Genomic DNA, 25,976 nt, shown 5'->3' on the forward strand with positions numbered 1-25,976 from the left:
TAACCGCAGTCGATCCTTGCGGATCCTGATCGCCGATAGCGATGTGCGCAGAGGTCTGTCAATCGAACAGCAGTTCAACAAGCTGGGCTGTCTCAGCGTCTTGAACGTTTGCACTTATCGTGACCTGAAAATACTGACGTATTACTGCCCTCAACGGTTGAGCCTGGTCGTCGTCAATGCTGAGTTGCTCAGCGAAATGGCGATGGATCCGCTCGACTTTTTCGGGGAAAACCCGCTGATTCGTCATCTGCTGATTTTCAATCCCAACGATGATCACCAGTGGTCGAAGACCTTCTTCAACCCGCATCCGCAACGCTGGATGCGCCTGGTCTCGAAAATCAATCTGCCGCGCCTGGCAGATTTTCTGATGCTGGCCGACCCGGCGCTCAAGGAACTTGCGGAGCCGGCCTCGACCGACTCCACACTCTCTTCGTGCGCAAACCGCTAGCTGCTGCACCTTCCCGCGATGATCCACGTAGACGCTGAGGTGCTATTGCCCAGCGCCTGCTGTGCCGCCCACTCGTTTGCCCCATTGTCTTGAATACACTCTAAGGTAAGGCATCATGCTGCTTCGTAAACTCAATCTCGCGCCTCGTTCGGCGCTGTGTTTCGGCTTGTTCTGTCTCATGATTATCGCGATCGGATTGATCGCTCTGCAGCAAGTCGACTTGCTCAACAAGGCAGAAACGTACGTCGAGACGACGATCGTGCCGAGTATCAAGCTGCTCGGCCAACTCGATCGAGAGTTCGTCGAAATCAAGGGCAACAACGCTCGCTTGCGCAATCCCATCGAAACCCCTGAGCGCAAGGCGCAAGCCCTGATGGACATTCAGCAGTCGCGTCAGCTGATCAAAAAACATCAGCAAGCGCTCATTGATCTGCTGGCCACTGACGCTGGGCGCGAGGCGTTCGAGGAGTTTGCCAAAGCACAGAAGGTCAACGATCAGGCGCAAGATCAATACCTTGAAACAGTGGCGAACGGGCAGCTTGAAGCGGCCATTGCGCTGTCCAGGAATCAGATGCGTGCGGCGTCGGATGGCGTACAGGTCGCGCTCAAGAAGTTGATTGCTCTCAACGAGATAGAAGCTTATGAGGCGGGCAAGCAGGCCGACAATGTCTATGAGCACACGCTGTTGATCGTCAGTGTGTTCATTCTCATCGCGATCGGTGCTTCGTTGGCCCTGGCCGTGTTGTATACCCGCAGCCTGACGGTACCCATTGCAGGCTCGCTAAGGGTGGCCGAATGCATCGCCGCCAATGATCTGAGCGAAACCATTGCGCTGGATGGCTCCGATGAGGCGGCGCAAATGCTGTCGTCATTGGCGGCGATGCAAACCAGTCTGCGAGATGCCTTGATCATGATCCGTGATTCGTCCACGCAGTTGGCCGAGACCTCGGAGGTCATGCACGGCGTCACTGAAGATATCTCGCGTATCACTCAACGTCAGAGCCATGAAATCGAAATGGCCGCCACCGCCGTCACTGAAATGAGTGCAGCGGTGGAGCAGGTTGCAGACAACGCCGCATCGACCTCGCAGCTGACGTCGGAATCAAGCGCGGCAGCCATTGCCGGTCGAAGTCAGGTCAGCGACACGGTAGCCGCAATCAACCTGATGGTGTCCAGCGTGCACAGCACCTCGGCTGAGGTGCAGGCGCTATCGACCATGGCGAGCGATATCAGCAGCGTGCTGGACGTTATCCGAGAGGTTGCCGAACAAACCAATCTGCTTGCCTTGAACGCAGCGATCGAAGCGGCGCGGGCGGGGGAGGCGGGTCGCGGTTTTGCCGTGGTTGCCGATGAGGTGAGAGGGCTGGCGCAGCGTACTCAGAAGTCGACCGAGGACATCGAGTCCATGGTCAGCTCCATTCAGTCGGGCACCAGCCGCGCAGTTTCCTCCATGAGCCACACCCGCGCTCAGGCCGAGAGAACGCTCGAAATGGCCAATATCGCCGGCGAAGTGCTGACCGACATCACTGGCTCGCTGAATCTCATCAACGAGCGAAACCTGCTGATGGCAACCGCTGCAGAAGAGCAGGCTCAGGTTGCGCGTGAAGTGGATCGCAGCCTGATCAGCATTCGCGACCTTTCGTGTGAAACCGCAGAGGGATCGAAACAGACCGCAGTCGCATCGGCGGAGCTGTCGCAATTGGCGGCGTCGCTGAACAAATTGACCAAGGAATTCAAACTTTAATCAGTAAACGTAAAGCCCTGGCTACCAGGGCTTTTTGATCAGCGCTCGATCGGCGCAGCAAAGTCTTGCGCATGGGGTGCAGAGTCAGTTTGTGCTGGCGATGCGGTTTGTGCTGTCAACTGCTCAATGCAGCTGGCGAGTTGTTTTTCATAGCTTTCAAGTACCGCTTCGGCTTCAGCTTCGCGCTCATCACGCAGGCGGAAGAAATCGTCGCGATTGAGTTGGTCCGCAACAAGTCGGATGTTTTGCTCGATGATCGCGCACAGTGAATCTTCATCCTCTAACGCCGCGCTGGTCAGGGCTGCCTGTCGATTGTTTTCGAGTTCGGTTTTTGCGTGCTCAGCGGCCTTCGCCTGTTCCTTTGCGCTAAGCAGGTCGGCTTCCAAAACCTGTTTCTGTTCCGCCAGGCGCTTCAGTTCTGCGCTCATCGACTGGATTGCATCGGCGCGCTGGGTGAGTTGGACCTCCTGTTGTTGCACCACAGCCTTCAGTGGAAACAGTTCATTGAGTTGGTAGCCGGCGACCACAGTCATGGCGATCAGTGCCAGCGCAAGAATGGTCAGGCAGTAGATGGCGGCGTTGCTCTGGGGTTTTGAGCTATTGAGGGTATCGAGGGCTCTCACGGAATCGTTTCTCCTATCAAGAGTAGACAGTGTAATAACCTCGATTCGCTGGGCCTTTAAGACGAGTCTTAAATTGTGCTCTATTTGCGTATGTCGATAACGGCTAACATTTGTTAACGAATTCGCAGAAGGCTTCTTTTTTAAACCGACTATCTAAAGTTTCTTGTGGGTCCATGAGAATTGTCTTGTTTGCGAATAAATAAACTTTTTGCTCAAGCTCCTTTTTTTCATTATCGTCTGCTGCCGCTTTGGTGGCGTTTACTGCTGATAGTTCACGCAATCGTCCGCCATTCAAATGTTTGCAAACACGGCGAGTTCAGAGAGATTGCTATGAAGTTTTCCCATGTTTTAATTGTCGGTTTTTTGTATTTACTGCCATTTAACGCAATGGCTGCAGTTTGCGAATTTTATCCCGACCATTCCAAGGGCAGTGTCAGGGTGGTTCTTCCAGCCACGATCTCGGTGCCTCGTGACACGCCCAACGGCACGGTTATCTATGAAAGCCCGATCGTGACCCTGGGCGCCATACCCAGCTCATTCAGGTGCTCTGCGGTACACAACGAAGGTGTACGCAATACTGTCGGCGTTACTCAGCCGGGCGCGGAGATTTTTCCTATCGGAAATACCGGAATCGGCTGGCAATGGGTCCGACCGCCATCGGGGAAAGCGTGGAAAGGCTTTCCAGGAACTACCGACACTGCTGGCGGTTGGGGTTGGAATGGTTCTGAGCACATCTTGCGTTTTGTAAAGACGGGCACTATTTCCGGCAGTGCGACGATACCTTCAGGCCAACTGGGGACATTTGTCGCTGCTGAAATCGAGCCTTTGGCAATGAATACCAGCGGCACGCGGGTAGTCTCACAGTCTTGCGAAACACCCGATGTGAAAGTCGATATGGGCAGCTATAACTTGAGCGATTTCCCCGAGAACGGCGCATCTGCCAAGGAGCAATACTTTTCTCTCAATATGAAAAACTGTCCCACAGGAATTAACAACTTCCGATTTTCCTTCTCACCCACTGCGGGCAGCCCTGTGTGGGACGCTGGTACTGGCATGGTAAATCTGAACAGTAATTCCACTGCCAAAGGTCTGGCATTGCAGATGCGCTTCAGTGACAAGTCGACACTCAAGCTGAATCAGAACTACATAATGAAAGCGCCCACATCGCAAGGCGGCAATGCATATGTTTCCTTGCAAGCCCGCTTCGTGCGCATCGAGCCTTCCAATGCGCAAATGCGAGCGGGCGATGCCAATGCCGAAATTGCCTTTGTCGTCGAGTATCTATGAGCCCAACAGCCTCTTCACCTCAGCCACAATCACCGCAATATCAAACGGCTTGGGCACTACCACATCAAACAGATCCGAGCGCTGCATGCCGATGTGCGCTTGCGCGCCACTCATGAGAATGATCGGCAAGTGTTTGACGGACGGCTGGGCACGCACGGCTTCGGCGAATTCGAGGCCGTCCATGACCGGCATCATGAAGTCAGTGATGACCAGGGCTGGACGTTCTCTTTCCAGCACTTCGAGAGCCTTCTTTCCATTGCTCGCGGTCACAGTCATGAAGCCCTCATCCTCAAGCGCAAAGCCAAGAATGTCAGCAATCAGATACTCGTCGTCGACTACCAGGATGGTGGTCATGTTATTTCAACCCGCTTGCAGACTTACGAAATTGAACCAGGCAATGACTCAGCTGTGACTGAAGGTTCATTTTTCAAAGCCTTTTCCAGGAACACATCTTGATCACGGATAACCACCTCGAACCGCGACGGGTTGTAGGAGCTATCACGTATCTTGAGAATGGAAAGCGTCCTGTGAAGTTCAGCGTGATTCTCAAAGAAACGCATGAGCATCAGGTTGTCGACAATACTGGACAGGTCGGAGTTCGGTGCGCTGACCTCGGAGCCGAACAAATCGCGCATTTCCCATGAGGCGAACACCGTAACGCCTCTGGATCGCAGCTCATTCATCAGCGCGCTGAAAAAGTCGGTGATGCGTTCCGGTGTGGTTGAAACCCGAGTCATGCCGCTGAGGCTATCGATGAACAGGCGCTTGATGCCTTTTTCATCGACCAGGCTCAGCAGGCGTGCGCCGAGGCCGTCCAGCAAGCCTTCGGTAGTTGGCTGCCAGGCAATGCTCAGCGCACCGCTGTGTTCCATGTGTTCGATATCAATGCCCAGCGAACGGCCTTTCAGCCGCAGCCGCTGCGGGCTTTCATAGAAGCCGAAGTGCAGGCCCGGCGATTCGGCCGTCGACTGCGCGATGAACTTCAGACCCAGCGTGGTCTTGCCGATCCCGGAAGGCCCCATGACCAGCGTCACGCTGGAGCTGTGCAAGCCACCCCCGAGGATGTCATCCAGTGAAGCAATGCCGCTTGGAATGCGCGTCATGTCCGCGCTGTCAGGGGCGGAAGGGCGCTTGTACAGGCTTTCGAGGCGCGGGTAGACGACCAGGCCGTTATCGGTGATCTCGCACTCGTGAAGACCGGTCAACGCGCCGCTGCCGCGAGTCTTGCGCAAATGAATGCGCCGTACGGAACGGGTACCGAACAGCTCTTCGCCCATTTCGATGACGCCGTCGACCATCGTGTGCTCGGGGCTGCCGTCGTCCAGGCGCGAACTGGTCAGGAACAGCACGGTGCAACCGGCAAATGCGGCATGGCCTTGCAGTTCAGAGATGAATTTTTTCGTATCGATCGGCGAGTCGGCTTTGGAACGTGCGTTGAGCAGGCCGTCGACGACCATGACGGTCGCCTTCTGCCGGGTGATTTCGCGCCGAAGCAGCTTCACGACTTCATCAAGGCCTTCGTTTTCCAGCGTATCGAAGGCGCTGACAAACTGAATTTCGGCGCCGACTCGCGAAGCGTCGAAGAAACTCATGGTCGACAGGAACTGGAACAGCCGGTCGTGGGACTCGGCCAGCAACGTGGCGACCAGAACACGGCCGCCGTTGCGGGCATGGTGAAATCCGAGCTGATTGGCAAGGATGGTCTTGCCGGAGCCCGGACGCCCTTGAATGATGTACGAGGCGCCCGCGACAAAGCCCCCCTGAAGCAGCGCGTCGAGCCCTTCGATCCCGCTTTGAAGGCGTTTTAGCTTTTCCACAATGCAACCCTGATCTGAATAAACAGGCTTGTTCAGCCGAATGAGTGAAATGCTAACGCCATTTCCGGTCGAGGGCCATAAAGGCTGGGGAAAAGTAGCGTTTTTGCAATGTGAACCTGGCGCGTGACTGCTCGGGATCAGGGGGTAGTGACAAGCCCGGCACAGGAAGATTCGATTTTTCGAAACCCGGAGGCCGATTACATCCATAGGCGCTGCTGCGGACCATGAGGGTAACGCTTGCCACTTTGCTTTCATGAAATCGTCACAAAACTGCTGCAGAGTTCGGGAGCCCGTAATCACTAGGTGTCATTTAATGAAAAGTTTGATGAAGTCTGCTGCGCTCGCCATTGCGGTATCTCTTTGTGCCACCTCGGCCTCCTTTGCAGCAGAAAATGTTCGCCTGACGGGGTCCGGAGCAAGTTTCCCGGCGCCGATCTATCTGACCTGGTTCAAGGATTTCAGCAAGAAATCCGATGGCGTCACTGTCGATTACCAATCCAAGGGCAGCGGCGCGGGCGTACAGGACTTCTTGAACAAAACCGTGGATTTCGCTGCCAGTGACTCGGCAATGAAAGACGAAGATATCGCCAAGGTCGCCGAAGGCGTGCAGTTGCTGCCAATGACCGCCGGGGAAATCGTGCTGGCCTATAACCTGCCGGGCAATCCCAAGGGTCTGAAGCTGCCACGCGACGTCTATTCCAACATTTTCCTGGGCAAAATCACGCGCTGGAACGATCCGCAGATCGTCGCAGCCAACCCGGACCTGAAACTCTCCGATACGCCGATCACGGTTGTCGTGCGTGCAGATTCCAGCGGTACTACCGCCGTATTCACCAAGCACCTGGCAACCGTCAACGCCGAGTTCAAGCAGGCGTTGGGTGAGGGCAACACCGTCAACTGGCCGGCCAGTGACAAGTTCATCAAGTCGCCGAAAAACGATGGCGTAACCGCTACCGTGCGTCAGACCCCTGGTGCGATTGGTTACATCGAATATGGCTTCGCCAAGCTGGCCAAGGTCGACTTTGCCCAGTTGCAGAACAAGGCAGGCAATTACGTCGTGCCAAACGCCGAAAGCGGTGCCGAGGCCCTGGCGGCGGTGAAGATGCCGGAAAACCTGGTGGCCTGGCTGCCTGATCCGGACGGTGCCAAGTCCTATCCGATCACCTCTTATACCTGGATGATTTTCCGCAAGGATAATGGCAACCCGGCCAAGGCCAAAGCCATGCGTGAAATGGTCGAATACAGCCTGACCGAGGGGCAGAAGATTGCCGATTCGATGGGTTACATCCCGTTGCCGCAATCGGTCGTCGAACAGGTTCGCAAAGCGTCCGCCAACATTCAGTAACGCCGTGAGGTCTCTCTCGGCGTGTGCGTCTGCACCACGCCGGGAGAGTTTTCCCCCTGTTCCGGACTTAGCCCATGAACAAACCTTTTGTCGTACCGGTTAATCCCGACTCTGCCTGCCAGCCACCCTCGACGAAGGATTTCCTGGTTGATCGCACCTTCCGCGCGCTCGCGCGTATCGGTGTGGTACTGATTCTGGCGCTGGTATTTGCACTGGTATTCGAAGTCGGACGCAAGGCACTTCCCGGTATGGAGAAGCACGGCTTTGATGTGCTTCTGGGCAGTGTGTGGGACGTCAACCAGGGCAAATACGGCATCCTGCCGGCCATCTGGGGCACGCTTTACAGCGCCTCCATCGCTTTGCTGATCGCCGGTGTCTTTGGCGTGAGCATGGCGATTTTCCTGACCCAGGACTTCCTGCCGACCAAGCTCGCTGCGCTGTTTCGCACCATCGTCGAACTGCTCGCGGCCATTCCCAGCGTGGTCTATGGCCTGTGGGGGATCTATGTGGTGATCCCGGCGATTCGGCCGCTGACGACCTGGTTGAACAGCGAACTGGGCTGGATACCCTTTTTCGGCACGTCCCTGAGCGGTCCGGGCCTGCTGCCCGCAGCTCTGGTGCTCGCCATCATGATTCTGCCGACCATTGCCGCCGTTTCGCAGGACGCGCTGACGGCTGTGCCGATGAAAACCAAACAGGCCGCGTACGGCATGGGCACAACCCATTGGGAAGCGATTCTCAAAGTGATGGTGCCTTCGGCTGCCACCGGCATTTTCGGCTCTCTGGTGCTGGGCCTGGGGCGCGCGCTGGGTGAAACGATGGCGCTGGCCATGCTGGTCGGCAATGCCAACAACATTTCCCTCTCGTTGTTTGCACCGGCCAACACGCTTGCGGCTCTGCTGGCGCTGAACTTCCCCGAAGCCGGACCGAACGAGATCGAGGTGTTGATGTATGCCGCGCTCGTGCTGATGTTGATTACGCTGATCGTGAACATTTTCGGCTCGATGATCATGATGTACGCCCAACGGGGTAACAAGGGATGACTGATCTGACCGCAGCAACAGACCTGACGGCGCCAACCGGTGCGATGCCGAGTTTGCAACGCAGGTTCGAAGGCCGCGCGCTGCGCAGCCTGATCCTGACCACCCTGGTCTGGGCAGGTGCTTTGCTGGCCAGCGTGCCGCTGATTTCCGTGCTCTACATGCTGATCACTCGTGGTGGCGCGCGTCTGAACCTGGAAGTCTTCACTGAACTGCCGCCGACCGGCTTCGAGATGGGTGGCGGTTTCGGCAATGCGATGGCGGGTACTTTCGTGATGGTCGGTATCGCGGCAGCGATCGCGGTGCCGGTCGGGATCATGGCGGCCATTTTTCTGGCTGAACTGGGGCCGGATAGCAAGCTGGGGAACGCCGCGCGTTTTGCCGCCAAGATGCTTACGGGCCTGCCATCAATCCTGGCAGGTGTATTTGCCTACGCTTTGGTTGTAATGACGACTGGCACATATTCGGCACCGGCAGGTGGCGTGGCGCTCGCCGTCCTGATGCTGCCTATCGTGGTGCTGACCGCAGAAGAATCGATGCGGATGGTGCCCAAGATCATGAAAGATGCTGCTTATGGCATGGGCTGCACTCGCTCGCAGGTCATCTGGAAAATCATCTTGCCGACCGGCATGCCGGCGATCCTGACTGGCGTGATGCTCGCCGTGGCGCGTGCCGCAGGCGAGACGGCACCGCTGTTATTTACCGCGCTCTTCAGCAACTACTGGATCTACCACCAGGGCAATCTCGATGTCATGAATCCGACTGCCTCGCTGGCGGTGCTGATCTACAACTTCTCCGGCATGCCTTTCGATAACCAGCTCGAGCTCGCATGGGCGGCCTCGTTGGTGCTGGTGATGATCGTGCTGTTCGTGAACATCATCAGCCGGATTTTCGGCAAGCCCAAGTATTAAGAACGGGAGCATCTGATTTTGAACGTATCCACTGCGCAAATAGCCGCTCCGTTTGTCACCCAGGCGCCTGTAGTCATGGACTGCAAACTGGACAAGATTTTCTACGGCAACTTCATGGCAGTACGTGACAGCCACGTGCCCATCGAGAAAAACAAGATCACCGGATTCATCGGTCCCTCGGGCTGCGGCAAAAGCACCGTGCTGCGCAGTCTCAACCGGATGAACGATCTGGTGAAGGGCTTTCGTTTCGAGGGCCATGTGCATTTCCTCGGGCAGGACGTCTACGGCAAGGGTGTCGACCCGGTGGTCGTGCGCCGCTACATCGGCATGGTGTTTCAACAGCCTAACCCGTTCTCGATGAGCATCTTCGACAACGTCGCGTTTGGTCTTCGCCTCAATCGCTACAAGGGCGATATCGGCGACCGTGTCAAGCATGCGCTGCAAGGCGCCGCGCTGTGGGACGAAGTCAAGGACAAGCTCAAGGTCAGCGGCCTGTCGCTCTCCGGTGGCCAGCAACAACGTCTGTGTATCGCCCGGGCAATCGCCACCGAGCCGGAAGTCCTGCTGCTGGATGAGCCTTGTTCGGCACTGGACCCGATCGCCACCCGACGCGTCGAAGAATTGATGGTCGAGTTGAAGAAGGACTACACCATCGCACTGGTCACTCACAACATGCAGCAAGCCATCCGTGTTGCTGACACCACAGCGTTTTTCTCGGTGGATATTTCCCAGGGCACGCGCACCGGTTATCTGGTCGAGATGGGGCCGACGGCGCAGATCTTCGACAACCCGCGTGAACAGATGACCGGCGACTACATCAGCGGCAAGTTCAGCTAAGTCACAGCACCGGTCACGGCCGCCTACCTGCACAAGCCAAACGGATTTGGCGGGCATCGGTGGACATTTACCAAGCGTTTCCAAGGAGCTCCAATGCCTGCCACGCATCGCCTTGATTTGCCAGCGATTGAACGCGCACTGCGGAAAGTGCAGAGCCGTTTTGCCGAGCTCAGCCGGCACTTCACCGAGCCCCGAGACCCGTTCACTGACGAAGTCCTGAACAATGTGCTTGAAGGTTATGCGTTGGTTGACGAATATGTTGCCCGCGGCGTCGACCTGTTCGATCTGCAGCAACTGAACCTGATGTTGGAGATCAACGCCACGGTGCTGTGTGGCCGGGATCCGGCACGCCGGCTCGAATACGCCCAGCATCTGGCTGCGACTGAGGCGCACTTCTTCAACAATGTTGAGGGAGGCATCAAGGACTTGTACAACTGGTATTGCGCGTATCGCAGTGAATCGGTCTGGAAGCGTGCAGCCGGTGTCTATGTGCGCATTCTGAGCAAGCCGCAGCTGTTTATCGAAGGCAATAACCGTAGTGGCTCGCTCATTGTGAGCTACCTGCTCATGCGGGCGGGGCTGCCTCCATTCGTGTTGACGCTGGAAAACGCCGAGGGCTATTTCAACCCGTCTTCGGTCATCCGCAACTCCGCCAAGCATGGCGTCAAGGCGTTGTACGAATTGCCCAAGATCAAGAAAAAATATGCAGCATTCTTAGAAGAACAGGCGCCCGATCCAATGAAGTTCTTTCTCAAAGGCAAGCCTTTGCCTCTCTCTCAAGGTGGCCATTGATGAACTGGGCACCAGCATTTGCCAGATTGAAAACCTTCGGCAGCCGGGCAGGGCAGGCTATCCGCTGCGCTTTGCCGCAGTTGTTCGAACGTCAGCGCATACGAATTTCGTTCGATATCGATGACACGCTCGCTTGCCAGCTCCACCACTGCGCAGTGGAGAAGAGTCGACTACCGGCCTGTATTCATCGCTGGCTGGGTGAACCGTTGCGGATGGGCACACGATCGCTGATCCGAGAGCTGCGTCGCCAGGATTGCAGTGTCTGGGTCTACACCTCATCCGGGCGCACGCCGTCCTATATCAGGCGCTGGTTGGCGCTGTACGGTATCCGCGTCGATGGCGTGGTCAACAGCGTGCTGCACAACCGTGCGCTGACGGCGCACGGGATGTCGAATGCGCCTTCCAAGTATCCGCCAGCGTTCGATATCGACTTGCATGTCGATGATTCGGAGGGCGTGCAGATTGAAGGCAAGGATCATGGCTTCCGGGTGGTCGTGGTGCATCCCGAGGATGATCGCTGGGCGCAGAAAGTGCTGGATTCGGTGGCCAAGGTCCAGGCGCAGCTCGCCTGGCAGCAAATGCTCAGACCTCAGGCGCCGGTGCAACAGCGTGCGGAGGCTGTCTTTGAGTCGCTTGGCTGAGCGGGTACGCATTGGCTATTCGGGCAGCAGCGCCTCAGGTGTACGAGGCACTGCTGTGAAATGACTCAACAGATGCGCAAACGATGCTGCGCAAACATATCTCGCAGAAACGACAAAGCCCTGAATAATCAGGGCTTTGTCGTATCAAATATGGCGGAGGCGATGGGATTCGAACTCATGGACCTGTTACAGTCGACGGTTTTCAAGACCGTTGCCTTAAACCACTCGGCCACACCTCCGTTTGCGTTGCGGGCGCCATAATACCTGAATGAAACACACTGTCAAACTCTCTGCATGGCTTGTTACAGAGCGTCTGTTATGATCTTTGCGACTGAACGTTTCAAACCAACAGGAGTGTCGCCATGCGCGAACAGGATTACGCAGTTAATAACAGCGTGCAGGCTGAGCAGCTAGAGGTTAGCCGCGTCCTGCGCAACACTTATGGTCTCTTGGCTCTGACTCTCGCATTCAGCGGCGTGATGGCCTTCGTAGCCCAGCAGATGCGTGTCGGCTACCCGAACATTTTCGTGGTGCTGATCGGCTTCTACGGGCTGTTCTTCCTCACCAACAAACTCCGTGATTCCGCGTGGGGCCTGGTATCCGCCTTCGCGTTGACCGGTTTCATGGGTTTCCTGCTCGGCCCGATCCTGAACCGTTACCTGGGCATGCAGGGCGGCGCTGAAGTGGTCAGCTCGGCTTTCGCCATGACCGCACTGGTGTTCGGTGGTCTGTCGGCCTACGTGCTGATCACCCGCAAGGACATGAGCTTCCTCGGTGGCTTCATCACCGCCGGTTTCTTTGTCCTGCTGGGCGCTACACTGGCGAGCTTCTTCTTCCAGATCAGCGGCCTGCAACTGGCGATCAGCGCCGGCTTCGTGCTGTTCTCGTCGGTCTGCATTCTGTTCCAGACCAGCGCGATCATCCACGGCGGCGAGCGCAACTACATCATGGCGACCATCAGCCTGTATGTATCGATCTACAACCTGTTCGTCAGCCTGCTGCAACTGTTCGGCATCATGAGCCGCGACGACTGATCGTAATGGCTGCAATAAAAAACCCGCTTCGGCGGGTTTTTTATCGTCTGGACAAAAGTGTCTGCTCAGTTGATGACGATGCTGCCGTCCACTTGCTGACGGTAGATGGTGTAGGGCAGCAGCAAGGTATCTAGGGCGCCGGACACCACGGCGTCCACCAGCACCACCGGAATCGCCGCGTTGCGGTGATCATCGGGATCGATGCCTGAGGCCAGCGGAGCGTTCAGCGTGCAGAAGTCATAAGCGAGGCCGCTGTAGATTCTCGGTACCGCGCCGCAATAACTTTTCTGCTGCTTGAGTCCGTCAACGGCAGCCTGATCGTTGCGCGCCACCGTTTGAATCGTGCCACAACCGCCGAGCAGCAGGGCCGCCAGCAGCATTGCCTGAATTTTCATAGCGCCATTCCTTAGCCGCGAAAAACCCACAATCTACGCCGAACAACGGAAAAAAACACCTACGCCATCGGTGGCAGGCGTCGCTTGACCGGGGTCTTCTTGACGATCGCGGTGTTGGTTTCCGCCAACGTATTCAGTCGGTCGAGCAGGGTATCGAGCTGCTCCATCGAGCGCACGTGCAGGCGGGCAATAAAGCAGTCGTCGCCGGTGACCTTGTCGCACTCGGTGAACTCCGGGATCGACATGATCTGCCGCTCAACCTCCTGCAGTTGCCCTGGCAGCGGCCGCACACGGACGATCGCCTGCAACTGATAGCCGAAGCATTTCGGATCGATCTCTACCGTGTAGCCCTTGAGCACGCTGCGTTCTTCCAGACGCCGCAACCGCTCTGCCACGCTGGGCGATGACAGGCCGCTGATCTGCGCCAGCGCTTTTAGCGAGCGCCGCGAGTCTTCCATCAGCGCGCTGATAAGGATCTGATCGATATCGTCAGTCACATTCAAACTCCGGATTAGGCAAGGGGCGCAAATCACCCTCGATAAAAAAGGCGAAAACCAAGTTTAGCCTGCTTTATGCGCTGGAGCAGCCCGAGGTGCGCTTGGCATACTTTTGCCATGCTTCGCTCACAGCCTCAGGAGAACAATAATGGACAACGCAATCCGCCGCGGTTCGCTGGAAATGACCGCCGCCATGCTCATATCCGGAACGATCGGCTGGTTTGTGCTGGTGTCCGGGCAACCGGTGCTCGACGTGGTGTTCTGGCGCTGCGTGTTCGGCGCTGGCACCTTGCTGTTGGTCTGCGCCGCGTTCGGATTCCTGCGTCCGGGGATACTGACCCGCACAACGTTTCTGCTGGCGGTGCTCAGTGGAATGGCGATTGTCGGCAACTGGGTGCTGCTGTTCGCATCCTATTCCCGCGCCTCGATTGCGATCGGCACGGCTGTCTATAACGTACAGCCGTTCATGCTGGTCGGCCTGGCGGCGTTGTTCCTCGGCGAAAAAATCACCCTGCAGAAGCTGTTCTGGCTGGCGATTTCGTTCATGGGCATGCTGGCGATCGTCAGCGCCCATGGCACGCAAGGCGAGGAGGGTAACGATTACTTGATGGGAATCGCCCTGGCGTTGGGCGCGGCGTTTCTCTACGCGATTGCCGCACTGATCATCAAGCGCCTGACCGGCACGCCGCCGCACCTCATCGCGCTGGTTCAAGTGTGCACCGGTGTGTTGTTGCTCGCGCCGTTCGCGCATTTCGATGCGTTGCCACAAGGCGCCGATGCGTGGGCCAGTCTGGTGACGCTGGGCATTGTGCATACCGGTTTGATGTACGTCTTGCTGTACGGCGCGATTCAAAAGCTGCCGACGGCATTGACCGGCGCACTGTCGTTCATTTATCCGATCGCGGCGATTTTCGTTGACTGGTTCGCCTTCGGCCATCGCCTCGAATTGCTGCAATGGATAGGCGTCGCAGCGATCCTGCTGGCCGCCGCCGGCATGCAACAAGGTTGGGGCTGGAAAGCCCGGCGGCTGGCGGCGCAGTAAGGATCAGATGTTCCAGCGCGGTGCGGTGGCTGCCAAGCGTTGGCGCATCTCGCTGATATTGGCAGCGAGTTGTCGGGTCAGCATACGGTAGCCGTCGAGTGTATTGGCAACTGGCGCGTCGAGGTTCGCTTGCGGGAGTTCCATCGGCCGCTCCAGCCGTTGCGAGGCACCGGTCTTCAAGGCGCGAGCCATCCCGATCAGTTGCACGCGAATCTGCCGGTGCTCAGCCTTGAGTGCCGTTTGCAGATGTGCCGTGGCCTGCGGGTCGCTTGCGTTGGGGCGGATATTACCGAGGATCTCCAGCGTACTGATGCACATGCGCAGGTTGCGCTGAATCGCGTCGAGCTCGGTCATGGAGATTTTCACTTCCTTGGACACCGACGGCATCAGCGAACGTAATTGCACCATCACCGCGCCGAGCTTGCTCATCAGCCGCACGTGTTCGTCGGCGCTGACCGCTTCACCGTTGATGATGCGTCCGTACACCGTAGCGCAATCGCGCAAGGCATCGGCAAGGTTGTAACGCCACGAGTAGACCGCGTACAGCGGCAGGGCGAAGGAAAACGCCAGGGCGAGGGCGATGCCGATCAGGATGTCGACGCCGCGCCACAGTCCATCGGTGATCGGGTTGTCGCCATGCCCGGCGACGATGAACACGGTGATGGCGGAGAGCAGGGCGGTGTAGCCGCCCTTGCCAATCGCGTGATACGAGAAAAAGCCACAGACCACGGCCATGGAAAAGTAGGTCAGCCACGGCATGCCCAGCCAGGCGTGCTGCGCCACCAGTGCCAATCCGACTCCTGCACCGATCAAGGTACCGATGGCGCGCTCGGCGGCTTTTTTGCCGATGTTGCCGTGGTGCTGCAAACCGCCGATCACCACCAGCATGGTCACTGACGCCCATTCGCCGTGGGGCAGATTGATGCCAGTGGTCAGCAGAATCGTCGCCAGCAACCCCAACGCCACCCGCACGGAATGGATCAGTCGGGCGTGACGGTAGCGCCGATACGGGTCCAGTAACGGACGCAGGATACGGCGCAACAGCGGTGGCAGGCGGTGGGTGCTGTAAGTAGTCAGTGCGAACCTCGTACGTCAATCAAATCAATGGAAGGGGAAAATGTAATTCATCCAGGCGGACATGCGCAGCAGGATTTTGCGCATCGCGCCGATGTGTTGAAAGTGCTTGCTGTAAAGCGCCGCTTGTCCATACGCGCCGCCTGGCATGAGCGCGCTGTATTCGGCGAACGCCGGATCGGTTATCTCGATGATCACTGGCACCCGTCCGGCCGGTGGTGAGCCGGTGTAGCTGATCAGGGTGCCGGAAGGTTGCACCTGGCCCTCGGCTATCACCCCGATCACACTTTTCACCCGACCGGCGAAGACCTTGCCGGGAATGCCGTCGAAGGCGACTTCGGCCTCGTCGCCCACGGTCAGACGCAATAGGCTGTTCTGACGCATCCAGGCGGCGAAGTACTGACCTTCCTGCGGAATAAACACCATTGACGGGCGCAGCGGCAGCTTGCTCGCCATCATCCCCGGTCGCAGCGAAACGTGGGTGACGAAGCCTTTGCTCGGTGCCCGAACCACGGTGTTGTCCAGCTCGAACTGCGCATTGTCCAGTTGCGCCTGCAGATCGTCGGTGCGGGCGATGGCCGCGTCCAGTTCACGCTGGGTGCCGAAGTTGCGGCGAATCAGTTCGGTGATGCGGTAGCGGTCGCCCTTGGCTGCAACCAGTTGCGCCTTGAGCGATTTCAGGCGGTTCTGGAAAGGCGTTGGATCGATGCGAAACAGCACGTCGCCTTTTTCCAGGGGTTCGTTGCCCTTTACCGGTACGTCGATCACCTGGCCACTGATGATCGGAATAACCGGCACCGAGACGAAGTAGGAGCGCGCCACCTCAGAATAGGGATGGTTGTAGTTCATGGTGAAAATCAGCGCGCCGATGATCAGCACGCCACCCAGGACAGCGGTGGGCACCGTCCATTTGTTCAGCGGAATGCGGAAGATCTTGAAAATCGCGACGCAGAGCGCGGCATACGTGAGGATGAGCAACAGATCCATGCTCAGATCCCCCGGCTGTCAGAGTGAGGCGCAACCGGCGACTGCGCTTCCAGCCGCTCGATCCGGGCTTGCAGCTCGACGACCTGTTGCTCCAGTTGATCGACGTGATTCTGAATGGGTTTGCCATCGCCGAAACCCCAACCGCGATCCTCGCGATAGGCCATCGCCCAGATCCACAGAAATGGCCAGAGTGCATGCAAGGTGAACAGACTGACCCAGCCAGTGGCATGGATCGCGTCCTGGTGCGGGTGGTTGCGGTGGACAGCGATCTCGTACGGGATGTCATGCAGCACGATGATCCCGTAAAACAGCACGAGACCGACAAAAACCAACAGACCCAATGCGAAGTAATCGAGCATGGTCAGCCTCCCGGGCATCCAGCAATGCTGGGCTGAGTGTAGTCACTGAATCGCCGGGGGCTGACGGATCGGCAGGATCATTCAATCCTGCCGATCACCCGTCAAAAGATGTAATCGGTGGTCAGGAAGCTCGAATCACGCCCGCGAATGATCTCGCTGATCAGATCCTTGTTGCTCTCCTGGAACTTGGTCGCCACCAGGGTGCGGATCGAAAACACTCGCAATGCATCGTGAACCGACAGCGTGCCTTCGGCGGAGTTTTTGCGACCGTTGAACGGGTAAGTGTCCGGGCCGCGCTGGCACTGGGCGTTGAGGTTGATACGCCCGACCTGGTTGGCGAAAGTGTCGACCAGCCGGCCGACCGCCACCGGGTTGGTGCCGAAGATGCTCAACTGCTGGCCGAAATCGGATTCCAGCACATAGTCGATCACCGTATCGAGGTGGCGGTACGGCACGATGGGCACGACCGGACCGAACTGTTCTTCCTGATAGACGCGCATTTGCGGATTCACCGGATACAGCACTGCCGGGTAGAAGAACGAGGCGTGGGACTCGCCACCATTCGGGTTGACCACCTGGGCGCCTTTGCTTTGCGCATCCGCGACCAGACCGTGCAGATAATCGACCTTGCCCGCCTCCGGCAGCGGCGTCAGCGCCACGCCGCTGTCCCACGGCATGCCCGGTTTCAGCGTGGCCAGTCTGGCGTTGAATTTCTCGATGAAGCTGTCGACCACGTCTTCATGCACGAAAAGAATTTTCAGTGCGGTGCAGCGCTGACCGTTGAACGACAGCGAACCGGTGACCGCTTCGCTGACGGCGTTGTCGAGATCGACTTCGGGCAAAACGATTCCCGGGTTCTTTGCATCCAGACCGAGAGCGGCGCGCAAACGGTGTGGTTTCGGGTGCAGCTTCTTCAGGTCACTGGCAGCCTTGTTGGTGCCGATGAAGGCGAAGATGTCGATCTTGCCGCTGGCCATCAAAGCACTGACAGTCTCGCGGCCGCTGCCGTAGATGACGTTGATCACGCCGCTCGGGAAGCTGTCGCGGAAGGCTTCGAGCAACGGGCGAATCAGCAGCACGCCGAGCTTGGCCGGTTTGAACACCACGGTGTTACCCATGATCAGTGCCGGAATCAGCGTGGTGAAGGTTTCGTTCAGCGGGTAGTTGTAAGGTCCCATGCACAAGGCGACGCCGAGCGGCACGCGGCGGATCTGCCCGAGGGTGTCCTGCTCCAGCTCGAAGCGGCTGGAGCGGCGGTCGAGTTCTTTCAATGCGTTGATGGTGTCAACGATGTAATCGCAGGTGCGATCGAACTCTTTTTCCGAGTCCTTGAGGTTCTTGCCGATCTCCCACATCAGCAGCTTGACCACGGCTTCGCGCTGCTCGCGCATACGACCAAGGAATGCTTCGACGTGCTGGATGCGTTCGGCCACGCGCATGGTTGGCCACAGGCCTTGGCCGCGATCGTAAGCGCGAACGGCAGCGTCGAGAGCGGTGAGCGCGGTGTCGGCATCCAGCAGCGGCGTGCTGCCGAGGATCACCTGTTCTTCACCGTTTGCGCTTTTCAGATAAACCGGGCTGCGCACCTGCGCGAGTGGGCCGTCCCAGCGGCGCAATTGACCATCGACCAGATATTCACGCTGCTCGACCTGAGCGTCGAGGCGATATTTTTCCGGGATGTCGCTGACCGAAGGGAACAGGTTGCCAAGGATGTTTGCTGTGGTCATGTCACTACCCTGTGTTGAAGTCGGCGTGCCGATTGAAAGTCTTGTGAAGGTTATACGCCTGAACGGGCCGGGATTTAACCCTGTGAATGTCACGCGAATGTCACGCAACGGTGCAGGGCAGAAGGGCGGGTGCGTCGCCAAATCTTCATGCCACCCCGAATCCCTGTGGGAGCTGGCTTGCCAGCGATGGGGTCGGCACATCCACCCGCTTGATTGACTGACCCACCGCCATCGCTGGCAAGCCAGCTCCCACAGGGTCTGAGTGATTTCGCGGGCCATGTGCAGTTTCGTAATGAAGCTTTTATGACAAAAGTTCGGTAGCCCTTTGCCAGTCCGGTCATGCCTGTGTAACGCGCTTGAGGGGCCTTTCGGGGCGCACTTTGCAAGCCGAGGCGGGACGCCGGGAGTGAGGCAATGGGGACTATGGAACGCTATTCGAAAGTGGGCATGCAGGAGCTCGATCAACGCCTGTCGAAGATCGTCGAAGCCGCGCGCAAGAAGCCGGTTTCGGTGTATCGCTACGGCGCGCCGTGGGTCTGGATCGTCTCGCAGGATGACTGGCAGGGCGCTTTGAAAGAGGTCTCCAGCTACATTCCGCCGGGCCATTCGCTGGTGCTGCTGCGCCCGCAGATCGACGATCTGCTCGACGCCCACCAGGACCTGCTGCGCGACCTCAATGCCGCACCCGGCATGCTCATTCCCGCGCAGACGGTGATGCACATCCTGCTCCTGCAATTGCTGTATTCGGTGCCCAGCGAACAGCAGCTCTATGAACAGCTCAATTACAACCTGCTGTTCCGCTGGTTCGTCGGCCTTGGCCTGAACCAGAAGGTCTGGAGTTTCACCGCCCTCAGCCGTGACATCGCCACGCTGCTCAACGAGCCGCGTGCGGTGCTGCTGATTCAGAAAATCATCGGCGAAGTGTTCTGCGGTGCCTTGCTGCAAATGCCCGAGTTCTCGCTGAACTTTGCGCTGTTGCACACCTGGCTGGGCAAGCACGCCTGCGCCACAACGATCAGCAATTGACGCATCACACCGGGCGCTAACGCCTACAGGTCATCGCGAATTTCAGGGGGTAGTGTGGAACGGATTTTCACGTCACGGCTGGCGCTGTGGGGCTGGCTGCTGGTGACGGCGGGCACGCAGCCGGCGCTGGCCGAGGAGGGCACAGAAGCGCCCGCCGCGCAGCGACTGGTCGACGTCAACGAATACTTCGTGCGCGGCAACACCGTGCTTGATGCGCGGGCGATCGAAGAAGCGGTGTACCCGTTTCTCGGCCCGCAGAAAGCCTTGAGCGACATCGAAGGCGCCCGCGATGCGTTGCAGAAGGCCTATCAGGAGCGCGGCTATCAGTCGGTGTTTGTCGAGCTGCCCGAGCAGGCCGTGGCCGATGGCATCGTTTATTTGCAAGTCAGCGAAACCAAGGTCGGCCGGGTGCGCGTGGTCGGCGCCAAACACTATTCGCCGCTGGATATCCGCGACAACGTCCCGGCGCTGAAAGAAGGCGAGGTGCCGGACTTTGCCAAAGTCCAGGGCGAACTCGCGCAGCTCAACAAGACACCCGGTCGCCAGGTCATGCCGCTGGTGCGTGAAGGGCAGCGCCCCGGCACCATGGATGTCGACTTGCAGGTCGAAGACCAGAACCCGTGGACGGCCAGCGTCGGCCTCAATAACGACTACAGCGCCGATACCGAAAAGCTGCGCAGCGTCGCCAGCCTCGGTTACAACAACCTCTGGCAGCTCGGCCACAGCGTCAACCTGACGTTCTTCACCGCGCCGCAGGAAACCGACAACGCCAAGGTCTGGTCCGGGTCCTACACCGCGCCGCTGAGCGAGCGCTGGAGCGTGCACTTCTCCGGTTACCAGTCCGACAGCAACGTCGCCACCATCGGTGGCAGCAACGTGCTCGGCAAGGGTCACAGCTACGGCGTCGCGGCGATTTACACATTGCCCTCGAGCGGCAACTGGTCGAACTCGTTGTCGGCCGGGATCGACTTCAAGGACTTCGACGAGCGCCTGAGCCTGTCCGGCGAAAGCGACAAGGTGCCGCTCAAATACGCGCCGTTCACCTTCGCCTACAACGGTTATCGCTACAGCGAAAAGAGCCAGCTCGGTCTCGGTCTGAGTCTGGTTGCCGCCACGCGCAGCGTGTTCGGCTACGGCAGCGACGACGAAGACTTCGACTACAAACGCTATCGCGCCAAACCGGGTTTCGCCGTGCTCAAGGGCGACACCAACTACACCTGGACCTTCGACAGCGACTGGCAGAGCGCAAGCAAAGCCGCATTCCAACTCGCCTCGGGGCCGCTGGTTTCCAACGAACAATTCTCCGCCGGTGGCGCCACTTCGGTGCGCGGCTATCTCGCGGCTGAACGTACCGCCGATGACGGCTACCTGCTCAGCCAGGAATTGCGCACACCGTCGCTGGCGAAATTCGCCGGCACGTGGATGCAGGACTGGCGCTTCTATGCCTTCGCCGAAGGCGCGCAGCTGTACCTGCGCGACGAACTGCCGGATCAGGACGCCAATTACGCCCTGGCCAGCGTCGGCCTCGGCACCCGCGCCAGCCTCAGTAAATGGCTGTCCGGCAGCCTCGACTGGGGCTACCCGCTACTCGAAGGGCCGAACACCTCAAAGCAGGAATCGCGCCTGCACTTCAACCTTCAAGCCACTTTCTAACGGAGCACGTCCATGCAACGCCTTCTCCTTTCGTTGTTGATCTGCCTGGGCTTCGTGCTCCCGGCCACGGCTCAGGCCTGGTGGCAGGACGACTGGCATTACCGCAAACAGATCGCCGTCGACACCACACCGCAAGGCGCGGCGATCAATCAGGCCCTTGGCCGCACCGCGCTGCTGGTGCGCCTGCACACCGGCAACTTCACCTTCGACGGCGTGAAAGAGGACGGCTCCGATCTGCGCTTTGTCGCTGCCGATGACAAAACCGTGCTCAACCACCAGATCGAGAGTTTCGATGCGCTGATGGGCATGGCGCTGATCTGGGTCGATGTGCCGAATGTCGAGGGTGGCCAGCGTCAGGACATCTGGATGTATTACGGCAACCAGAAAGCCCCGGCTACCGGCAACGGCCAACTGACTTTCGATCCGAATTACACCGCGCTGTATCACTTCGACGGCGCCACCGGCACCCCGGCGAAAGACACCACGGCGTACGGCAACACCGCGCAAAGCGCGACCGGCACAGCGATCAATGGCGTCGTCGGCCGTGCGTTGCAGTTCAGCGGTCAACCGTTGCTGCTGCCGGCCAGTCCTTCACTGCAACACAACGCCGGCAGCGCGTTCACTTTCAGCGCCTGGCTGCGTCTGGATCAGGCGAGTGGCGAGCAACTGATTCTCGCTCGACGCGAAGGCTCGCAGAGCCTGCTGATCGGCGTTAGCCAAGGCCTGCCGTTCGTGGAAATCGACGGCCAGCGCGCCGCTGCCACCCAAGCGCTGGCGCCGGCGCAATGGCAACACCTCGCACTAACCGCCGAGGGCTCGAAAGTCACCCTGTACATCAACGGTCGCGAAAGTGCTGCGTTGGCCCAGGCGATGCCGGCATTCAACTCGGTCATGGCCATTGGCGCTGACCCGCAGGAAGGCGCGTTCCAGCCATTCACTGGCGCTATTGATGAGCTGCGCCTGTCGAAGGTCGCCCGTCCTGCTGCGCTGTTGCTGGCCGATGCCACCTCGCAAGGCGCCGAGTCGAAACTGGTCGCTTACGGCGTCGATGAAGAACAATCCGGCTTCGGTTTCGGCAGCCTCGGCTTCCTCCTCAACGCGGTGCCGATCGACGCTTGGGTGATCATCGCCGTGCTGGTGCTGATGATGTTCCAGTCGTGGATCATCATGCTGCGCAAGAACCGCAGCCTCAGCCGCGTGACTGCGGCGAACGAAGACTTTCGCGTGCAATTCGCCAAGGTCGGCACGCGTCTGGAGATGTTCGCCGACGACGCGCAACTGGCTCAGCGTCTGCAGCATTCGTCGCTGTGGCGCCTCTATCTGGTGGCGGTCAAAGAGATCCGCACCCGCCGCGAGCAGGGCGCCGATACCTCGTCGGTCTCTGCCGCGACCATCGAAGCCATCCGCTGCTCGATGGACGGTGTGCGCACCCGCGAGAACCAGCAACTGAGTTCGAAACTCTCGACCCTGTCCAACGCCATCGCCGGCGGTCCGTATATCGGCCTGCTCGGCACGGTGCTGGGGATCATGGTGGTGTTCCTCGGCACGGCGATGGCCGGCGACGTCAACATCAACGCCATCGCGCCGGGCATGGCCGCAGCACTGCTCGCCACAGCGATGGGCCTGTTCGTCGCGATCCCGGCGCTGTTTGGCTACAACCGCCTGATCACCCGCAACAAGGAAGTCAGCGCCGACATGCGTGTGTTCGTCGACGAGTTCATCACCCGTCTGGCGGAGATGCACGGCGAGAGCCAGTTCAGTGAGGCGTCGCACCAGCGCGGCCATCACGCCAACCACTCCGTACCGGCCTGAGGAGTACTGCCATGGCGTCCGTAAATGCCTCCCACGACGATGATGACGATGCCGCAGTCGACAGCATCAACATCACTCCGCTGGTCGATGTGCTGATGGTGGTGCTGGTGATGTTCATCCTCACCGCCACCGCGCAGGTCTCCGGGATCCAGATCAACCTGCCCAAGGCTAGCGCGTCGGTGTCGCTGTCGGAGGCCAAGACCAAGGCGATCTCGGTCAACGACGGCGGCCAGGTGTTTCTCGATGCCTATCCCGTGACGTTGGCGGAGCTGGAAGAACGCCTGCGCATCGAGAAAGCGCAGAGCCCGGATTTTCCGGTGATCGTGCGTGGCGATGCGACGGTGCAGTACCAGAAAGTCATCGAAGTGCTGGATCTGCTGCGCCGGCTCGAACTGTCCCAGGTCGGTCTCGTTACCGGCAAACCGAGTCAGGGCTGAGTCATGACCGCACAACTCCCGATCGAGCCGCCGCCCGTGAAAAAGTCGTCGTTGCGCTATGTGAAGTGGGGCGCCGGATTGCTGGTCGGCGCACTCGCCGCGTGGTTCCTCTGGCAGTGGGCCAACGACATGGCCGGCGTGCGTCGCGAAGCGCCGAAGGTGCCGACGATCATTCCGTTGCCGCCACCGCCACCACCGCCGCCGGAGAAACCGCCAGAGCCGGAAACGCCGGTGGAAGAAAAAGTCGTCGAGCCCGAGCCAACGCCTGAGCCGGAGGAGGTCAAGCCTGAAGAAGAAGCACCGCCATCGCCGGCGGACGACCTGGGCAACCCAATGCAAATGGACGGCGACGCGCAGGCCGGCAGCGACGCTTTCAACATCGGCGCGGGCAAGGGCGGCGGCATGGCCGGGGCCGGCGGCGGGCGTTTGGGTACGGGCACGTACAGCCAGTTTCTCGCGTTCACCTTCCAGCGTTTGCTGCGTGAGAACCCCGAGCTGCGCAACCTCGCGTTCTCGCTACAGGCCGATGTATGGCTGAGCAGCGTCGGCGAGATCACCCGTGTCGAGCTGATCAAGTCCAGCGGCAACCCGCAAATCGATACCCAGGTGCTGGCCGCTTTACGCGGTGCGCCAGCCCTCAGCGAACGGCCTCCGGCCTCCATTACTTTGCCCGTGCGCCTGTCCCTGCAAGGGCGGCGTCCGGGTTAATTCACTTATTCAAGCTTTGGCAAAAGGAGTTGTGTGCAGATGATTTCCAACGTGAATCGATTGTCCCTGGCGGTCGGCATGGTCATTGCGACCTTGGTCGGTCAGGCGGTGGCAGCGCCTGCGCCTTCGGAGAACGCCACGATCAATCTGATCCGCTTGCTGGTCGAGCAGGGCATTCTGAAACAGGACAAGGCCGACGCGCTGATCGCCCAGGCCCAGAACGAAGCGGCGCAGGCCAAACAGGCTGCCGCGTCCACTGCCGTAGCGGCTGGACCGGTCGCCGCGCCGGGGGATGTGCGCGTGCAGTACGTGCCGGCAGCGGTGCGTGACCAGATCCGCGATCAGGTCAAAGCCGAGGTGATGGCCACCGCCAAACAGGAAAACTGGGCCGCGCCCAATACCTTTCCGGACTGGGCCTCGCGCATCAGTTTCGATGGTGACATTCGTCTGCGTGACGAATCGCGTTACTACTCGGGCAACAACAGCAACGAAATCGTCGACTTCGCCAAGCTCAACAACAATGGCCCGTACGACGTGAATCCCAACAGCAGCACCAGCCTGCCGCCGTTGCTCAACACCCGCGAAGACCGCGAAAATCTCTTTCGCCTGCGCGCACGCCTGGGCATGAAAGCGCTGATCTCGGAGGAGTGGACCGCCGGCATTCGCATCGGCACCGGTTCGGACAACAACCCGGTATCGACCACGCAGAACCTCGGCGGCGGCTTCGCCAAGAAAGACATCTGGCTCGATCAGGGCTATCTGACCTGGAAGCCAATGGACGAATTGACCCTGACCGGCGGGCGCTTCGCCAATCCGTTCATGTCCACCGACATGCTCTATTCCAATGACCTGAATTTCGACGGTGTGGCAGCGATCTTCGACCACAAGCTCAACCGCGATTGGGGGGTGTTCGGCACCGTCGGCGCATTCCCGGTGGACTACACCAACGACACCTCCAGCAGCAACGGTTTCGACAAGGAAGAGAGCGACAACAAGTGGCTGTACGGCGCGCAGCTCGGCGCGAAATGGGCGATCAATAGCAACAACCGCCTCAAAGGCGCGCTGGCCTATTACCGCTTCGACGATATTCAGGGCCAGCGCTCCAGCCCTTGCGAACCGTGGGCCGGCGCACCGGGTTGCGACAGCGACGGCACCCGCGCGGCGTTCATGCAGAAGGGCAACAGCGTGTTCCTGCTGCGTGACATCACGCCAAACCCGCTCAACCCGAGCACTACGCCGCAGCCGCAATTCGTCGGCCTCGCGTCCGAGTTCAACCTGCTCGACCTCAACGTCGTGTGGGACGCCGACCTGCCGCAGGACTTCAAACTGCGTAGCCAGGGCAACTACATCCACAACCTCAGCTACGACGAAGGCGACATGCGCAAGCGCTCCGCCGGGCAGATCGTCAACAACCTCGACAGCAACGGCGAGATCGAAAGCGGCGCCAATGCATGGATGGTGCAGTTCACCCTCGGCAACGCACTGGACCTCAAACGCAAGGGCGACTGGAACCTGTTCGCCGGCTACAAGTACATCCAGCCGGACGCCTTGCCCGACGGCTTCAACGACTCCTCGTTCCACCTCGGCGGCACCAACGCCAAGGGCTATTTCATGGGCGGCAACTACGGCCTGGCGAAGAACGTTTCCGCCACGGGTCGCTGGATGAGCACCGAAGCGGTGTACGGCGCGCCGTTCGACATCGACGTCTTGCAGCTTGAGATCAACACGCGCTTCTAAGGC

Annotated in this window: 26 protein-coding genes and 1 tRNA gene; 17 read left to right on the top strand and 10 right to left on the bottom strand. The window is 59.1% G+C overall.

What is annotated here, in order from left to right; genetic code table 11:
* The first annotated feature begins 16 nt into the window (after positions 1 to 16).
* Together AB4N85_RS07870 and AB4N85_RS07875 are read left to right on the top strand one after the other, a co-directional pair.
* A complete protein-coding gene (locus tag AB4N85_RS07870) occupies positions 17 to 448 on the top strand; it encodes a hypothetical protein (protein WP_150635414.1) in 432 nt (143 codons plus the stop codon).
* Between the two features lie 115 nt (positions 449 to 563).
* Positions 564 to 2,192, top strand: coding sequence for a methyl-accepting chemotaxis protein (locus tag AB4N85_RS07875; RefSeq protein WP_252869454.1), 1,629 nt, complete (start codon positions 564 to 566; stop codon positions 2,190 to 2,192).
* A gap of 38 nt (positions 2,193 to 2,230) precedes the next feature.
* Here the strand turns inward: AB4N85_RS07875 and AB4N85_RS07880 are convergent, their stop codons facing one another.
* Entirely contained in the window at positions 2,231 to 2,815 is a 585-nt protein-coding gene (locus tag AB4N85_RS07880; RefSeq protein ID WP_056785683.1) for a hypothetical protein, read from the bottom strand.
* 330 nt (positions 2,816 to 3,145) lie between these two features.
* Here AB4N85_RS07880 and AB4N85_RS07885 point away from each other — a divergent pair, with 330 nt between their 5' ends.
* Positions 3,146 to 4,102 carry a fimbrial protein gene (locus tag AB4N85_RS07885; RefSeq protein WP_252869455.1) on the top strand — a complete coding sequence of 319 codons (957 nt, stop codon included), beginning with the start codon at positions 3,146 to 3,148 and terminating at the stop codon, positions 4,100 to 4,102.
* Here the strand turns inward: AB4N85_RS07885 and AB4N85_RS07890 are convergent.
* Positions 4,097 to 4,456 (bottom strand): response regulator, encoded by a 360-nt coding sequence (locus AB4N85_RS07890; RefSeq protein ID WP_016774585.1) that lies wholly within the window; start codon positions 4,454 to 4,456, stop codon positions 4,097 to 4,099. The genes AB4N85_RS07885 and AB4N85_RS07890 overlap by 6 nt on opposite strands.
* Before the next feature lie 23 nt (positions 4,457 to 4,479).
* Positions 4,480 to 5,919: an ATPase domain-containing protein gene (locus AB4N85_RS07895; protein WP_130899380.1), complete on the bottom strand. Its 1,440-nt coding sequence runs from the start codon at positions 5,917 to 5,919 to the stop codon at positions 4,480 to 4,482.
* 313 nt (positions 5,920 to 6,232) lie between these two features.
* Here AB4N85_RS07895 and pstS point away from each other — a divergent pair, with 313 nt between their 5' ends.
* The 6 genes from pstS to AB4N85_RS07925 all read left to right on the top strand — a co-directional run bounded on the left by pstS (position 6,233) and on the right by AB4N85_RS07925 (position 11,485).
* Positions 6,233 to 7,264: a phosphate ABC transporter substrate-binding protein PstS gene (pstS, locus tag AB4N85_RS07900; protein ID WP_051600442.1), complete on the top strand. Its 1,032-nt coding sequence runs from the start codon at positions 6,233 to 6,235 to the stop codon at positions 7,262 to 7,264.
* A gap of 74 nt (positions 7,265 to 7,338) precedes the next feature.
* A complete protein-coding gene (pstC, locus tag AB4N85_RS07905) occupies positions 7,339 to 8,307 on the top strand; it encodes a phosphate ABC transporter permease subunit PstC (RefSeq protein ID WP_460067644.1) in 969 nt (322 codons plus the stop codon).
* A complete protein-coding gene (gene pstA / locus AB4N85_RS07910; RefSeq protein ID WP_016774590.1) occupies positions 8,304 to 9,215 on the top strand; it encodes a phosphate ABC transporter permease PstA in 912 nt (303 codons plus the stop codon). The genes pstC and pstA overlap by 4 nt, the downstream gene beginning before the upstream one ends.
* Positions 9,216 to 9,290: 75 nt before the next feature.
* Positions 9,291 to 10,052: a phosphate ABC transporter ATP-binding protein PstB gene (gene pstB, locus AB4N85_RS07915; RefSeq protein WP_016774591.1), complete on the top strand. Its 762-nt coding sequence runs from the start codon at positions 9,291 to 9,293 to the stop codon at positions 10,050 to 10,052.
* Between the two features lie 93 nt (positions 10,053 to 10,145).
* Positions 10,146 to 10,844 (top strand): hypothetical protein, encoded by a 699-nt coding sequence (locus AB4N85_RS07920; RefSeq protein WP_252869457.1) that lies wholly within the window; start codon positions 10,146 to 10,148, stop codon positions 10,842 to 10,844.
* The gene (locus AB4N85_RS07925) at positions 10,844 to 11,485 is read left to right on the top strand and encodes a hypothetical protein (RefSeq protein ID WP_252869458.1); all 642 of its coding nucleotides are present in this window, start codon (positions 10,844 to 10,846) and stop codon (positions 11,483 to 11,485) included. Before AB4N85_RS07920 ends, AB4N85_RS07925 begins: the two co-directional genes overlap by 1 nt.
* A gap of 151 nt (positions 11,486 to 11,636) precedes the next feature.
* Here AB4N85_RS07925 and AB4N85_RS07930 read toward each other — a convergent pair.
* Positions 11,637 to 11,724: transfer RNA gene (locus tag AB4N85_RS07930), tRNA-Ser, on the bottom strand.
* A gap of 123 nt (positions 11,725 to 11,847) precedes the next feature.
* Between AB4N85_RS07930 and AB4N85_RS07935 the strand changes: the two genes are divergently transcribed.
* Entirely contained in the window at positions 11,848 to 12,519 is a 672-nt protein-coding gene (locus AB4N85_RS07935) for a Bax inhibitor-1/YccA family protein (protein WP_008006561.1), read from the top strand.
* A 65-nt stretch (positions 12,520 to 12,584) separates the two neighbouring features.
* Here the strand turns inward: AB4N85_RS07935 and AB4N85_RS07940 are convergent, their stop codons facing one another.
* Both AB4N85_RS07940 and AB4N85_RS07945 read right to left on the bottom strand, forming a co-directional pair.
* Positions 12,585 to 12,914, bottom strand: a complete 330-nt coding sequence (locus AB4N85_RS07940; protein WP_041481021.1) for a YceK/YidQ family lipoprotein — start codon at positions 12,912 to 12,914, stop codon at positions 12,585 to 12,587.
* A 59-nt stretch (positions 12,915 to 12,973) separates the two neighbouring features.
* Positions 12,974 to 13,411, bottom strand: coding sequence for an Lrp/AsnC family transcriptional regulator (locus tag AB4N85_RS07945; RefSeq protein WP_252869471.1), 438 nt, complete (start codon positions 13,409 to 13,411; stop codon positions 12,974 to 12,976).
* A 148-nt stretch (positions 13,412 to 13,559) separates the two neighbouring features.
* On the opposite strand from AB4N85_RS07945, the gene AB4N85_RS07950 reads away from it, so the two are divergent.
* Complete coding sequence (locus AB4N85_RS07950; protein ID WP_252869472.1) at positions 13,560 to 14,453, top strand: DMT family transporter; 894 nt, start codon at positions 13,560 to 13,562, stop codon at positions 14,451 to 14,453.
* Between the two features lie 3 nt (positions 14,454 to 14,456).
* Here the strand turns inward: AB4N85_RS07950 and AB4N85_RS07955 are convergent, their stop codons facing one another.
* From AB4N85_RS07955 to AB4N85_RS07970, 4 genes are all read right to left on the bottom strand, one after another.
* Complete coding sequence (locus AB4N85_RS07955) at positions 14,457 to 15,497, bottom strand: FUSC family protein (protein ID WP_095179892.1); 1,041 nt, start codon at positions 15,495 to 15,497, stop codon at positions 14,457 to 14,459.
* A 57-nt stretch (positions 15,498 to 15,554) separates the two neighbouring features.
* On the bottom strand, positions 15,555 to 16,514 hold the full coding sequence (locus AB4N85_RS07960) for an HlyD family secretion protein (protein WP_095179894.1): 960 nt from the start codon (positions 16,512 to 16,514) through the stop codon (positions 15,555 to 15,557).
* Between the two features lie 2 nt (positions 16,515 to 16,516).
* A complete protein-coding gene (locus AB4N85_RS07965; RefSeq protein WP_095179895.1) occupies positions 16,517 to 16,873 on the bottom strand; it encodes a DUF3302 domain-containing protein in 357 nt (118 codons plus the stop codon).
* 101 nt (positions 16,874 to 16,974) lie between these two features.
* A complete protein-coding gene (locus AB4N85_RS07970; protein ID WP_252869473.1) occupies positions 16,975 to 18,600 on the bottom strand; it encodes an NADP-dependent glyceraldehyde-3-phosphate dehydrogenase in 1,626 nt (541 codons plus the stop codon).
* 414 nt (positions 18,601 to 19,014) lie between these two features.
* On the opposite strand from AB4N85_RS07970, the gene AB4N85_RS07975 reads away from it, so the two are divergent.
* Genes AB4N85_RS07975 through AB4N85_RS08000 form a run of 6 tightly spaced genes read left to right on the top strand, consistent with a single transcriptional unit; the run spans position 19,015 to position 25,973 of the window.
* Entirely contained in the window at positions 19,015 to 19,626 is a 612-nt protein-coding gene (locus AB4N85_RS07975) for a transposase (RefSeq protein ID WP_095179898.1), read from the top strand.
* 54 nt (positions 19,627 to 19,680) lie between these two features.
* Complete coding sequence (locus tag AB4N85_RS07980; RefSeq protein ID WP_252869474.1) at positions 19,681 to 21,279, top strand: ShlB/FhaC/HecB family hemolysin secretion/activation protein; 1,599 nt, start codon at positions 19,681 to 19,683, stop codon at positions 21,277 to 21,279.
* 12 nt (positions 21,280 to 21,291) lie between these two features.
* A complete protein-coding gene (locus AB4N85_RS07985; protein WP_252869475.1) occupies positions 21,292 to 23,091 on the top strand; it encodes a DUF2341 domain-containing protein in 1,800 nt (599 codons plus the stop codon).
* Between the two features lie 11 nt (positions 23,092 to 23,102).
* On the top strand, positions 23,103 to 23,528 hold the full coding sequence (locus tag AB4N85_RS07990; RefSeq protein WP_003201710.1) for an ExbD/TolR family protein: 426 nt from the start codon (positions 23,103 to 23,105) through the stop codon (positions 23,526 to 23,528).
* A gap of 3 nt (positions 23,529 to 23,531) precedes the next feature.
* Positions 23,532 to 24,236 carry an energy transducer TonB family protein gene (locus AB4N85_RS07995; RefSeq protein WP_252869476.1) on the top strand — a complete coding sequence of 235 codons (705 nt, stop codon included), beginning with the start codon at positions 23,532 to 23,534 and terminating at the stop codon, positions 24,234 to 24,236.
* A gap of 39 nt (positions 24,237 to 24,275) precedes the next feature.
* Complete coding sequence (locus AB4N85_RS08000; RefSeq protein WP_252869477.1) at positions 24,276 to 25,973, top strand: putative porin; 1,698 nt, start codon at positions 24,276 to 24,278, stop codon at positions 25,971 to 25,973.
* Positions 25,974 to 25,976: the final 3 nt, after the last annotated feature.

The sequence above is a fragment of the Pseudomonas sp. H1_G08 genome (assembly GCF_054681355.1).

Coding starts and splice junctions, on each gene's coding strand:
- AB4N85_RS07875 (WP_252869454.1), top strand. CDS start 564: ATGCTGCTTCGTAAACTCAATCTCGCGCCTCGTTCGGCGCTGTGTTTC.
- AB4N85_RS07885 (WP_252869455.1), top strand. CDS start 3,146: ATGAAGTTTTCCCATGTTTTAATTGTCGGTTTTTTGTATTTACTGCCA.
- AB4N85_RS07890 (WP_016774585.1), bottom strand. CDS start 4,456: ATGACCACCATCCTGGTAGTCGACGACGAGTATCTGATTGCTGACATT.
- pstS (WP_051600442.1), top strand. CDS start 6,233: ATGAAAAGTTTGATGAAGTCTGCTGCGCTCGCCATTGCGGTATCTCTT.
- pstC (WP_460067644.1), top strand. CDS start 7,339: ATGAACAAACCTTTTGTCGTACCGGTTAATCCCGACTCTGCCTGCCAG.
- pstA (WP_016774590.1), top strand. CDS start 8,304: ATGACTGATCTGACCGCAGCAACAGACCTGACGGCGCCAACCGGTGCG.
- pstB (WP_016774591.1), top strand. CDS start 9,291: ATGGACTGCAAACTGGACAAGATTTTCTACGGCAACTTCATGGCAGTA.
- AB4N85_RS07920 (WP_252869457.1), top strand. CDS start 10,146: ATGCCTGCCACGCATCGCCTTGATTTGCCAGCGATTGAACGCGCACTG.
- AB4N85_RS07925 (WP_252869458.1), top strand. CDS start 10,844: ATGAACTGGGCACCAGCATTTGCCAGATTGAAAACCTTCGGCAGCCGG.
- AB4N85_RS07935 (WP_008006561.1), top strand. CDS start 11,848: ATGCGCGAACAGGATTACGCAGTTAATAACAGCGTGCAGGCTGAGCAG.
- AB4N85_RS07940 (WP_041481021.1), bottom strand. CDS start 12,914: ATGAAAATTCAGGCAATGCTGCTGGCGGCCCTGCTGCTCGGCGGTTGT.
- AB4N85_RS07950 (WP_252869472.1), top strand. CDS start 13,560: ATGGACAACGCAATCCGCCGCGGTTCGCTGGAAATGACCGCCGCCATG.
- AB4N85_RS07960 (WP_095179894.1), bottom strand. CDS start 16,514: ATGGATCTGTTGCTCATCCTCACGTATGCCGCGCTCTGCGTCGCGATT.
- AB4N85_RS07965 (WP_095179895.1), bottom strand. CDS start 16,873: ATGCTCGATTACTTCGCATTGGGTCTGTTGGTTTTTGTCGGTCTCGTG.
- AB4N85_RS07970 (WP_252869473.1), bottom strand. CDS start 18,600: ATGACCACAGCAAACATCCTTGGCAACCTGTTCCCTTCGGTCAGCGAC.
- AB4N85_RS07975 (WP_095179898.1), top strand. CDS start 19,015: ATGGGGACTATGGAACGCTATTCGAAAGTGGGCATGCAGGAGCTCGAT.
- AB4N85_RS07985 (WP_252869475.1), top strand. CDS start 21,292: ATGCAACGCCTTCTCCTTTCGTTGTTGATCTGCCTGGGCTTCGTGCTC.
- AB4N85_RS07990 (WP_003201710.1), top strand. CDS start 23,103: ATGGCGTCCGTAAATGCCTCCCACGACGATGATGACGATGCCGCAGTC.
- AB4N85_RS07995 (WP_252869476.1), top strand. CDS start 23,532: ATGACCGCACAACTCCCGATCGAGCCGCCGCCCGTGAAAAAGTCGTCG.
- AB4N85_RS08000 (WP_252869477.1), top strand. CDS start 24,276: ATGATTTCCAACGTGAATCGATTGTCCCTGGCGGTCGGCATGGTCATT.